The organism is Bacillus sanguinis (assembly GCF_018332475.1).
Classification (GTDB): Bacteria; Bacillota; Bacilli; order Bacillales; family Bacillaceae_G; genus Bacillus_A; species Bacillus_A sanguinis.
Genome location: NZ_BOQB01000036.1, coordinates 39,622 through 51,011 on the forward strand (window position 1 = coordinate 39,622; position 11,390 = coordinate 51,011).

Consider the following 11,390-nt stretch of genomic DNA (forward strand, 5'->3'; position numbering starts at 1 on the left):
TATATATTTAGAATAGTGTAAATATATGGAACATTGATTCTATTAGCATCTTCGTTACATTTCATTATCTATTACTCTATTTTTATTATACTCCTTAAAAATAAGCAGCAATCATTTATTATTCGACAATAATGTAACAATGTAAGAAATCCCATTGACGCCGTATACATATACAGTTATTAATTTGCACATTACTTTAGGGATATATTCTTTTCATAAAAAAAACAGCTGCGGGCATTTAGCCAGCAGCTGGATAACTTATAAATAACTTGGAAAATAAATCATCTGTTGTTTCAGTAATTTTATCAAACAGATCACTTTCTTCCTCTTCTTGCTCTTTTAACATCTTAATTGTTTCACGTGCATCTTCAGGATAATCGGTAATGATACCATCTACGTTTAATTTATAATATCCCTTTAAACTTTCCATATCATTTACCGTCCATACGTAAATTGGCTTGTTTAACTTCCTTGCTTCTTTTACTAATTTCTTATTTAGCATGTATTCTTCTGCTACATAAAAATCAGCCTTCACATTCTTTAAGTGAGCTCTACTTGCATACAGTATATATCCTACTTTTATATTTGGATTTGCACGCTTAAATTCTTTTATAAGCGGATAGTGTAACGTTTGAATGACACATTGCTTTTCAAATTCATTATCTTTAATCGTTTTTAATACTTTGTTTACGAAATCTTTTTCGCCCCCATGAAGCTTCACTTCAATATTGAGTTTGATTTTTCCTTTTGCCAGCTTAATAATCTCATCAAGTGTACTTATTTTTCCTGAAAACCCATCTTGACTAAGAGTAAGTTGTCTTAACTCGTCCATCGTTAAATCTGATACATGAACATTAGCATTAGCAAGGCGTTTCAACTTCAAATCATGTATAACTGCTAATTCACCGTCTTTTGTTTGCAGTACATCAATTTCAGCGTAGTCTGCTTTCGCATCAATAGCGCCTTGCAAAGCTTCTTTTGTATTCTCTACACCTTTTGAAATATAACCACGATGAGCCATAATAATTGGTTCTTTATACGTGTTTGTAATAAAGGTCACAATGAAGGCAACAACCATTCCGGCCGTAATAATTCCTACAATATATACGCCAATAAATTTCCAACGATGTTTTTGGAAGAAACATTTATCTGCTTTCGTTTTCGAATAATCTAATCCTTCTTCTAATAAAACATCTTCAACCGGAACCTTTTGTAAATACAATCTCGTAATCGCCATAATATAAAATGGTGTCACGATAAAGCTAAATAAATACAATGTACTCGTTAGAAATACAGAAATTGTTGATTCCGCTAATAATGCAAATGTCCCTTTCGGGTTTGTAAATTCATAAACACCCCATAGACATAATAAATATATTCCTAAAAATAGGACATAGACAATTCCTATTGAAATAAAAAATCCTACTAAAAAGAATAGTACTTTAAAAAAGCTTTCTTTTACTAACTTTGCACTTTTACGTGCTGCCACGCGAAATGGCTTTTGTTCTAAAACAACAATAGGTAGAACAAAAATCCAGCGAAGGTTCAAATACGCAACTACAGCAAAGAATGTGTAATAACCCACTTGTCCCATCGTTGTCTTAAACAGTTCTCCCGTAATGAAGTTAGGAATTTGAATTTGCGGGATTAATGCTGTTTCATATCCCATATTTAGAAGAGGTAATAATACGACAGCATATAAAATAAATCCCGGTAAGCAATATGTGAAAAGAGTAGGTAAATACGTTACTGTTTTATACAAAATTGGACGTAATCTCACCTTTTGCCTTTTATGAGCAAAGTACGAAATAATAATAAGCACCGCAAATTCCGTAAAGATAAGAAACAGAGCTAACAATGATAAAATTACGATTGCCACAATGCCGTATGGCGTCTTTAAAAATGCTAATAATTCATCATTCGTCGCATTTGCATAACCACCAAAATACAATAACTTATTAAAAATGATCCCAAATAGCGGGACAAATACAATCGCTGCTAATAATTTATAAGCGAGTTGAAAGGTTAATACATTCCAAAAAGCAAATTTAACCGTTTGAAAGGAATGTCCCATTACTCCTGGTATAGATAGTCTTTTACGGTGTTGCATATATTCCTCCACATTCTAAAACGATATTTGAGATGGATTCCATATTTCCATTTCTAACCCATCTTTTTAATAATAATATATTCCGCTTAACATGAACACTCTTATACATACAATGAAAAAAGTGATGGTTACTCCCCATCACTTTTTTCATTTACTCTATTTTTTCTCTAACCCTTGTCCAAATGCTTTCAAGAAGCTAAAACCGAATGTAATGGCTCTATTGATATCTGGATCTTTTAACACTTTAAAGAAATCCATCACTTTTGTTTTTTTTCCACTATTTAATTCATCTGTAGCAAATTGCAATCCAGCAACTAAACTCGATGTGATTTGCTTTGTTACTTCTGGGTCAACTGCGGATAGCGCTTCCCCTGCCCCCATCATATTATTGAGTGCATTTTTAACTGGTTCACGATTTAATTGCTCCACAGCGATTTTTGAAACATCTTCCTTCGCAGCAAGTAAACTAATCGCCGCATCTAATATACCAGCCTTTTGCAACTGTGCTAAAAGCTGCATTGCTTCTTCTACTGCTTCACGATTATTAGATAGCTCATTTAGAAGTTCATCTGCTACTTGCTGTTTCTGTTCTTCCTCTGTTACAACTTTCTTTTTAATTAACGTAATTTCTTTCGCCACTATCTCCGCCCCCTAGTCCACAAGTGATACGTATTGTTTTCTTTGCCACTTTTGCTCGATTTCAACACCATTTTGCGGATTGCGCTTTTTATCTCGCGGGTTTGAAGATGGTAACGGACGATTTCCTTTTTCACGTAATACACGCATTTTCACCATCGTTTGTTTATACGCTGGTGTACACGTATACAGGTCTGTTGCCGTCCCAGTTAAAATATTAATCGCTTCTTCATTTATCGTTGCATGCATCGGTAAATATAGCTCTTTCCCCGTTACACGATCAGTAATAAGCGCTTGTACTTTAATCTTTCCAAATGGTGATGCTAATTCTACAAGACCACCATCTTTCACATTGCGCTCTAGGGCAAGTTCAGGCGAAATTTCAACGAATACTTCAGATACTTTAGATAAAATACCAGCCGACTTATTCGTCATATTCCCTTCATGGAAATGTTCTAGCATACGACCATTATTTAAAAGTAAATCATACTCATCTGGCGCTACAACCGGTGGTACCCATTCATCTAATGATAAGCGAGCAAGTTTATCTGGGAAGTTAAATCCATCTACATATAATAACGGTGTATCGCTACCATCATGACTACCCCAACATAAACTATTCCATCCTTCTAAACGGTCGTACGTTGCTTGAGAATATAACGGTGCAAGTGATGCTATTTCGTCCATAATTTCACTTGGACTTTCATAATTCCAATCCCCGCCTAGTGCACGAGCAACTTTTTGTAATATCCACCAGTCTGGTTTTGAATCCCCAAGTGGTTTCAATACTTCGTATAATCTTTGAATACGGCGCTCTGTATTCGTAAATGTTCCTTCTTTTTCTAAACTTGGTGCCGCTGGTAAAATAACATCGGCAAAACGAGCTGTTTTTGATAAGAACATATCTTGAACAACAAGGAAATCTAAATTAGCTAAAATATGTTGCACATGGTTCGCATTTGAATCGACTAAAGCCATTTCTTCACCCATGACATACATACCGCGTAGTTTTCCTTCTTCCGCTGCAAGTAACATTGCAATATTATTTAATCCTGGTGCTTTCGGAATCGTTGTACCGTATGCTTTTTCAAATTTCGCACGAAGCGTATCATCTGATACTGCTTGATAACCAGGAAGCCAGTTTGGTAATGTTGCCATATCACAAGCACCTTGTACGTTATTATGTCCACGTAATGGATATGCACCTGCACCAGGACGACGATAGTTACCCGTAACAAGCAGTAAATTTGAAATGGCAGCGGACGTTGTACTTCCTCCTGTATTTTGAGTCACACCCATTCCCCAAAGTACACACGTACCATCTGCTTCATATACCATACGAGCCATTTCTTTCAGATTCTCTTTCGAAATCCCCGTAATTTCTTCTGTATAATCAAGCGTATACTTTTCTAACATTTTGCTATATTCATCAAAGTTCTTCACATTTTCAGCTAAAAACTTTTTATCATGCCAATCTTGATCAATAATATATTTCGTAATACCAGCAAGCCATACGTAATCCGTACCTTGGCGCGGGTGAATAAATAAATCTGCACGCTCTGCCATTTCATGTTTACGAAGGTCTGCTACAATCAGTTTTTGCTCGTGTAATTTATGAGCACGTTTTACACGCGTCGCGAGTACAGGATGTCCTTCTGTTGGATTCGCACCAACGATAATGACAAGGCCTGCTTCAGCTATATCTTTCACTGTTCCAGCATCCCCACCCATACCAACAGTTTTAAATAAACCGTCTGTTGCTGGAGATTGGCAATAACGCGAGCAGTTATCTACATTATTTGTTCCATATATTTGTCGGGCTAGTTTTTGCATAAGATAATTTTCTTCATTCGTTACTTTCGAAGAAGAAATAAATCCAAATGCATCGCTACCGTATTCAGTTTTAATATGCTGCATGTTAGAAGCAACAACTTCTAATGCTTCTTCCCATGAAGCTTCAACAAACATATCTCCTTGGCGAATTAATGGCTTCGTAATGCGATCTTCACTGTTTACAAAGTCCCATCCAAATTTACCTTTTACACATGTGGAAATACCATTAACCGGCGCATCTGAAACAGGTTGCACTTTTAATATATGGCGATCTTTCGTCCATACTTCGAAGGAACAACCGACACCACAAAATGTACAAACGGTTTTTGTTTTATTAACTTTCGTCTTACGCATCGCAGCCTCTACTTCTGAAACCGCTAAAATACTACTATATCCAGGCTCTACATCCTTTACAAAATCAATCATCGGATCTAACACATCTGGTTTTAATCCTGTCATGAACCCAGCTTCGCCTAACATTGATTTTTCCATTAACGCATTACATGGACATACTGTTACACATTGCCCACAACTTACACAAGATGAGTCATTTATACCTACACCATGATCCCATATAACACGTGGACGATCTAAGTTCCAGTCTATCGATATCGTTTCATTAACCTGTAAGTTTTGACATACTTCTACACACTGTCCACAAGCAATACATTGATTTGGATCATACCGATAAAACGGATGTGACATATCCACTTCACAAGCACTTACTTTCGGCTCATACGGATATTTCTGTTCTTCAATTCCCATCATATGTACTGTGTTATGGACTTTACAGTTACCATTATTGTTATCACAAACGGTACAATACAATAAATGATTCTCTAATATTCGATCCATTGCCTCAGTTTGTGCCTCTTTTGCACGCTTGGACTGTCTTTCGATATGCATACCATTCTCTAATTTCGTTGAACAAGCACGCAATAACTTCCCATTTACTTCTACAATACACGTATCACAAGTTTGAATTGGATCTACTTCTGGTACATGACAAATTTGAGGATGTTCCAAATTACTCTCGTTAAATAATTGTAGTATCGTCTTTTCACCCGATATGGAAAATTCTTTACCATCCACGGTTACACGGACTGTCTGTTCTGCCATAGTTTCCCCTCTCCTTACAACCAACTGTACAACACAATTATGAATCCGTTTTCAAAATTGCATTACTGTACATATTTTTGAAACGCTCTGTCCAAATACTTTTCTTATGAAGTCGATTCTAGATGTTATAAGGTATAACTACGAAAGCTTAAAAATATCACTATTCTACAGTTCTATTATATCGTACATATACAATAATAACCAAAATAATCTGTAATCTTCTTGCTAATAGATGTTTTTATTTCCCCATTGTTTTATGATAAATATGGGAGAGAAATACATATAAAAGGGGAATTTAATATGGGGCTTACGCAAGAGACTTATACAATTGTACGCTATCAATCTGGTACATTTTCAAAACAACTTGATGAGATTGTTACAGAATCTCCTATTACTATTAAATTAAACGGTGAGGAATATGTAACAGTTGTATGCACACCAAATTACATTGAAGATATGGTAATTGGTTTTTTAATTTCTGAGGGGATTATTTCATCCTATAAAGATGTTGAAGAACTATGGGTTCAAAAAGATAACGGAATTGTCCATGTAACCTCATCAAAAGTAAATCCGCTCTATCAAACTTTATATAATAAGCGTTACATCACTTCTTGCTGTGGAAAAGGTAGACAAGGTTTTATTTTCGTTAACGATGCAGCAAAAGCAAAAGATTTACATGATATACACGTGAAAATTACTCCTGAAGAATGCTTTCATTTAATGAATACTTTACAACAATCTTCCACTACCTTTCGCCAAACTGGCGGTGTTCACAATACTGCGCTATGTGATCGAAATAATATCCTTATATCAAGAATGGATATCGGAAGACATAATGCATTAGATAAAATATATGGCCATTGTTTGCGTAACGATATATCTGTTAAAGGAAAAATCATCGCATTTAGCGGGCGTATTTCATCCGAAATTTTACTCAAAGTTTCAAAAATAGGATGTGAAATTGTTCTATCTAAATCCGCTCCAACAAAATTAGCATTGCAACTCGCGCATGATTTAGGCATTACAGTCGTAGGATTTATTAGAAATGAATCTTGCAATATTTACACACATCCGCATAGAATTGATGGTTATCAATTGAATAACTAAAATAACTCCTCAATTGAGGAGTTATTTTAGTTATAAAAATGTAATATATTAAACACTTGAATAGTTAATAAAGTTAATATATAATTTCATTACATATTAAAAACAAAACATTATAGCATATATCTTTTCATTCTTTTACAAATTAAAAGAGACTGCTAACAAAACGCATACACAAACTTATAAAAGTAATCGATTTATTTTATTTGAAATCGACCAAGGAGGTAACAACTATGGAAATTCGCTTATTAACGACAGAGGATGCAGAAATATATTTAAAAGTTTGTATGGAAGGTTTAACGAAGAACCCGGAAGCTTTTAGCTCTTCTTATGAAGATGTTCTGAAACATGAGGATCCTGTGGCTGCTATGGCAAAACGATTAAGCAATCCGGATAAGTATACTCTCGGGGTCTTCAAAGATAACGATTTAATCGGCATTGCTACTTTAGAAACAAAGCCTTTCATTAAACAAGAACATAAAGCAAAAATCGGTTCCGTTTTTGTTTCCCCTAAAGCGCGTGGCCTTGGGGCAGGACGAGCTCTCATTAAAGCAATTATTGAAAACGCTGATAAATTACATGTAGAACAACTTATGCTCGATGTCGTAGTTGGTAACGCTGGTGCCAAAAAATTATATGAATCATTAGGTTTCCAAACTTACGGCGTACAAGAGCGTTCATTAAAACATAACGGTCAATATTGGGACGAGGAACATATGGTTCTGTTCTTAAATGATTAATACTTCAATATCGTTTTTTAAAAGCATCTTCTTATTAAGAAAGGTGCTTTTTTCATTACAACAATGTAATCTTCATGTCACCTTTATCGATCGTACCAAACCTTTCCATTCATTATACTAAAAGTATAAAGTGAGGCACCAATTATGAAACGAACGTATAGCATTCAATTGATAGGTAGAGGAGAATGTGACATGAAACAAAACAAACGAGCTATGCTTTTAATATTTACTACAGCAATTGTAACTTCTGGATTAGCAATTTTACCTTGGTTTATTATATAGAACGATTCCCCTAATAATGAAAAAAGCTTATTGCTTCTTAAGAAGCAATAAGCTTTTTTATATTATAAAATTCCCAAAATTTTATTTACACAACTTATAATAATAACCATAGATACGGCAATGCACATGACAACCGTATTACGATCTTGCTTTTCTTTTTTTGAAATTTCTTCTTTTGGATTCATGTGTATGATCTCCTTTTAAAAAAAGTGTGAGATAGGAAATTTTTCTTATCCGATGCGAGGTGAATACGAAAACCCTCTCTATCTCACATACACAATAGAATGGAATTGTCATTTTATAAATAAAATGACATGACGTTATGTCGCAACATAGGGTATTTTGTGTCGCTACGTTTTCTATTATAAAAAATAGTTGTGCAAAACTAGTGCATTTTTTATGTCAATTACTCTGAGCGAAAAATAACTCTTCCACTCAATCACATAAAAAGAGTTTTTTATTATTTTCATGTAAACTATACAAGTAGAATGAACAGTTTGGGGTGCACAAGATTATGGTTAAAATTTTATTAGTAGACGATGAAGAACGCATGTTACGATTATTAGATCTGTTCTTAAGTCCTCGTGGCTATTTTTGTATGAAAGCTACCTCTGGCCTTGAAGCATTAAAGTTAATAGAACAAAAAGACTTCGATATTATTTTGTTAGATGTTATGATGCCGAATATGGATGGCTGGGATACTTGCTATCAAATCCGTCAAATTTCCAACGTTCCAATCATCATGCTAACAGCTCGTAATCAAAATTACGATATGGTGAAAGGCCTCACTATGGGCGCGGATGACTATATTACAAAACCATTTGATGAGCATGTATTAGTTGCACGAATTGAGGCTATATTACGCCGTACAAAGAAGGATGGATTTGTTAGCTTCAATGGTATTGAGTGGGATAAAACAAAACATACTGTCACAGTATATGATGAAAAAATTTCACTAACTCCTATCGAATTTTCGTTACTTGGACTATTTTTGCAAAATACAAACCGTGCTTATAGCCGAGATGATTTAATCGAAAAAATTTGGGGTTACGAAACAGACATTGAATATAGAACAATCGATTCACATATTCGCAATATCCGTGATAAATTACGCAAAAAAGAATTTCCTGTTGAAAATTACTTAGAAACTGTCTATAAAGTCGGATATAAATGGAAAAGTGAATAATTACTTCGGTCAGTGAGCAATAGTATATCACTGACCCTTTATCCCGCTTTAATGGGCAGTAAGACCCCCACCTCAAAATGCAGCGAAAGCAAAGAAGTTAGGTGGGGATCAACTGCCCATAAAAGTCCGATTGGTGAGGGCTAATAATCAGTGGGGGATGAAGAAAACCCCCACTGATTAAAGTTTCACTTTATATGAAATAAGGTATGGTGAGAAAATGAGTAAACTTTCCCTTAAAATTGGGACATACTTTTTAATATTAGCTTTATGTATTGAAACAATTGCTTTCGTATCTTTTTACAAAAGCATTTCAACAATGCGGATTGAGGAAGAAACACTTGCTCTTTTAGAAAAAGGTAATCGCTATAGTAACAAAATTACACAACGCGCAAAGTGGAGTGCCATTGCTAAAGAAAAGAAACACGTCGGACGCACTGAATACAATAAAAATCCTAACCGTCCTGTGTATCCAGAGTTCGATATCGCGGATGAAGCTGAACACTTAGTAGAATCAGAATTAATTGCCAACTCTGATATAGCTATCATAATAACGGACAATAATGGCAAAATCATTTCCACTTCAGAACCCGTAACAAAAGCAATGCAAAAACAACTTACATGTAAAACAGAACCTATTCCAGCAAACGGATTGGTTGTCGAAAAGAACTGGAAAAAATCAAAATTCATCACAACGGTATGCCCACTTAACACAGCAGAGTTTCAAGGAAAGTTATATATGTTATTAAAAACATCTTTCTTAGAAAATATGTTACTTAAACTCATGAAGCAATTTCTTATCATTAGTGTTTTGACAGTTATTTTAACGACTATTTCTGTCTTTGTTTTTTCTCGTGTTATTACAGAACCGCTTATAAAAATGAAGAGGGCAACAGAAAAAATGTCAAAATTAAATAAACCAATTCAATTAGGTATTAAACGGAATGATGAACTTGGAAGCTTGGCAAAAACAATTGAAGATTTATCCAGCGAACTGACTTATATGAAAAAAGAACGCAATGAATTTCTCGCTAGTGTTGCCCATGAACTATTAACTCCATTGACCTATATGAAAGGTTATGCGAAGGTAGCAAAAAGGGACTCTTTAACGAAAGAAGAGCGTGAAGAATACTTACAAATCATTGAGGATCAAACAGATAGTGTGACTGATCTCGTCCAAGATTTATTTATGCTGGTGCAATTAGAACAACACCAGTTTGTTATCAAAAAACAAAAAGTGATTCTTAGGCCATTTTTAGAACGAATGGTTGAAAAAACAAAAACAACATTAACAAATAAACAAATGCAACTCCATGTATATTGCAAAGATAATTTAGAAGTTTGCATAGACGAAAGACGTATGGAACAAGTTATGTTAAATTTATTACACAATGCTTATCAACATTCGCCAGAAAACACATCTATTACGATACGTGTACTCACGGAAACAAATTCTTTTACAATAAGTGTAGACGATGAAGGAGAAGGTATTCCTGAAGAAGATATCCCGCATATTTTTGATCGTTTTTATCGTGTTGATAAATCTAGAACGAGGGCTACTGGCGGAAAAGGTATTGGGCTAGCTGTTGCAAAAGAAATTGTAGAATTGCATAACGGTTCCATTCTAGTAACAAGCCAAATAGGAGTAGGAACAAACTTTATAATTGAGCTACCTTTTGAATAAGATGCGTGTGAAAACACCAGTAGTAGTAAACACTACTGGTGTTATTTTGTTCATAAAATGAGCTCATATAAGCTAAGCTTTTGAAATTATTCTTATTTCAATATAAAATAAAGGTACATTTGCAAAGATTTGGAGGGTGATATAATTGGATATCCATGTATTAACAAAAGACGAAGCGGAAATTTACTTAGAACTTCGTGTAGAAGGATTAAAGCAAAACCCTGAAGCTTTCAGCTCTTCTTATGAAGATATTATTAATAAAGAGTGTGCGATTGAATATAAAGCACAAAAATTAGCACAAGATGAAAACTATACGCTAGGTGCATTTAAAGATGGACAATTAATCGGGGTTGCGACACTGGAAACGAAACCATATGTAAAACAAGAACATAAAGCTAAAATCGGTTCTGTATATGTGTCTCCAAAAGCACGCGGGCTTGGAGCAGGAAAAGCACTTATTAAAGAATGTCTTGAACTTGCTAAATCTTTAGAGGTAGAACAAGTTATGCTTGATGTTGTTGTTGGCAACGATGGAGCAAAAAAACTTTATGAATCATTAGGATTTAAAACATTCGGTGTACAAGAACGTTCATTAAAATATAACGGACAATATTGGGACGAAGAGCATATGGTCTTATTCTTAGATGAAAATAAATAGTAAAAAACATCCTCTCATGTATGAGGATGTTTTTTACTATT

General features: G+C 34.6%; 10 protein-coding genes. 6 read left to right on the forward strand and 4 right to left on the reverse strand.

The features are described from left to right. Positions 1 to 238: 238 nt before the first annotated feature. From KI369_RS05555 to fdhF, 3 genes are all read right to left on the reverse strand, one after another. A complete protein-coding gene (locus tag KI369_RS05555; RefSeq protein WP_212955313.1) occupies positions 239 to 2,110 on the reverse strand; it encodes a glycerophosphoryl diester phosphodiesterase membrane domain-containing protein in 1,872 nt (623 codons plus the stop codon). A 156-nt stretch (positions 2,111 to 2,266) separates the two neighbouring features. Next, positions 2,267 to 2,749 carry a helical membrane plugin domain-containing protein gene (locus KI369_RS05560; RefSeq protein ID WP_212955314.1) on the reverse strand — a complete coding sequence of 161 codons (483 nt, stop codon included), beginning with the start codon at positions 2,747 to 2,749 and terminating at the stop codon, positions 2,267 to 2,269. Between the two features lie 12 nt (positions 2,750 to 2,761). Continuing rightward, positions 2,762 to 5,698 (reverse strand): formate dehydrogenase subunit alpha, encoded by a 2,937-nt coding sequence (fdhF, locus tag KI369_RS05565; protein ID WP_212955315.1) that lies wholly within the window; start codon positions 5,696 to 5,698, stop codon positions 2,762 to 2,764. A 300-nt stretch (positions 5,699 to 5,998) separates the two neighbouring features. Here fdhF and fdhD point away from each other — a divergent pair, with 300 nt between their 5' ends. The 3 genes from fdhD to KI369_RS05580 all read left to right on the forward strand — a co-directional run bounded on the left by fdhD (position 5,999) and on the right by KI369_RS05580 (position 7,824). After that, positions 5,999 to 6,805: a formate dehydrogenase accessory sulfurtransferase FdhD gene (gene fdhD / locus KI369_RS05570; protein WP_212955316.1), complete on the forward strand. Its 807-nt coding sequence runs from the start codon at positions 5,999 to 6,001 to the stop codon at positions 6,803 to 6,805. A gap of 230 nt (positions 6,806 to 7,035) precedes the next feature. Continuing rightward, positions 7,036 to 7,542 carry a GNAT family N-acetyltransferase gene (locus KI369_RS05575; protein ID WP_000405874.1) on the forward strand — a complete coding sequence of 169 codons (507 nt, stop codon included), beginning with the start codon at positions 7,036 to 7,038 and terminating at the stop codon, positions 7,540 to 7,542. Between the two features lie 144 nt (positions 7,543 to 7,686). Continuing rightward, the gene (locus tag KI369_RS05580) at positions 7,687 to 7,824 is read left to right on the forward strand and encodes a hypothetical protein (protein WP_212955317.1); all 138 of its coding nucleotides are present in this window, start codon (positions 7,687 to 7,689) and stop codon (positions 7,822 to 7,824) included. Between the two features lie 62 nt (positions 7,825 to 7,886). On the opposite strand, the gene KI369_RS29620 is transcribed toward KI369_RS05580, so the two are convergent. Next, positions 7,887 to 8,009 carry a hypothetical protein gene (locus KI369_RS29620; protein WP_001068388.1) on the reverse strand — a complete coding sequence of 41 codons (123 nt, stop codon included), beginning with the start codon at positions 8,007 to 8,009 and terminating at the stop codon, positions 7,887 to 7,889. Between the two features lie 329 nt (positions 8,010 to 8,338). On the opposite strand from KI369_RS29620, the gene KI369_RS05585 reads away from it, so the two are divergent. From KI369_RS05585 to KI369_RS05595, 3 genes are all read left to right on the forward strand, one after another. After that, the gene (locus tag KI369_RS05585; protein WP_212955318.1) at positions 8,339 to 9,010 is read left to right on the forward strand and encodes a response regulator transcription factor; all 672 of its coding nucleotides are present in this window, start codon (positions 8,339 to 8,341) and stop codon (positions 9,008 to 9,010) included. 217 nt (positions 9,011 to 9,227) lie between these two features. Continuing rightward, positions 9,228 to 10,691 (forward strand): sensor histidine kinase, encoded by a 1,464-nt coding sequence (locus KI369_RS05590; protein ID WP_212955319.1) that lies wholly within the window; start codon positions 9,228 to 9,230, stop codon positions 10,689 to 10,691. 145 nt (positions 10,692 to 10,836) lie between these two features. Next, positions 10,837 to 11,349, forward strand: coding sequence for a GNAT family N-acetyltransferase (locus KI369_RS05595; protein ID WP_000351216.1), 513 nt, complete (start codon positions 10,837 to 10,839; stop codon positions 11,347 to 11,349). The last annotated feature ends 41 nt before the right edge of the window (positions 11,350 to 11,390 follow it).

What these genes read in the sequence shown, in the direction of transcription:
- KI369_RS05555 (WP_212955313.1), bottom strand. Translation starts at nt 2,110, where the DNA reads ATGCAACACCGTAAAAGACTATCTATACCAGGAGTAATGGGACATTCC.
- fdhF (WP_212955315.1), bottom strand. Translation starts at nt 5,698, where the DNA reads ATGGCAGAACAGACAGTCCGTGTAACCGTGGATGGTAAAGAATTTTCC.
- fdhD (WP_212955316.1), top strand. Translation starts at nt 5,999, where the DNA reads ATGGGGCTTACGCAAGAGACTTATACAATTGTACGCTATCAATCTGGT.
- KI369_RS05575 (WP_000405874.1), top strand. Translation starts at nt 7,036, where the DNA reads ATGGAAATTCGCTTATTAACGACAGAGGATGCAGAAATATATTTAAAA.
- KI369_RS05580 (WP_212955317.1), top strand. Translation starts at nt 7,687, where the DNA reads ATGAAACGAACGTATAGCATTCAATTGATAGGTAGAGGAGAATGTGAC.
- KI369_RS29620 (WP_001068388.1), bottom strand. Translation starts at nt 8,009, where the DNA reads ATGAATCCAAAAGAAGAAATTTCAAAAAAAGAAAAGCAAGATCGTAAT.
- KI369_RS05585 (WP_212955318.1), top strand. Translation starts at nt 8,339, where the DNA reads ATGGTTAAAATTTTATTAGTAGACGATGAAGAACGCATGTTACGATTA.
- KI369_RS05590 (WP_212955319.1), top strand. Translation starts at nt 9,228, where the DNA reads ATGAGTAAACTTTCCCTTAAAATTGGGACATACTTTTTAATATTAGCT.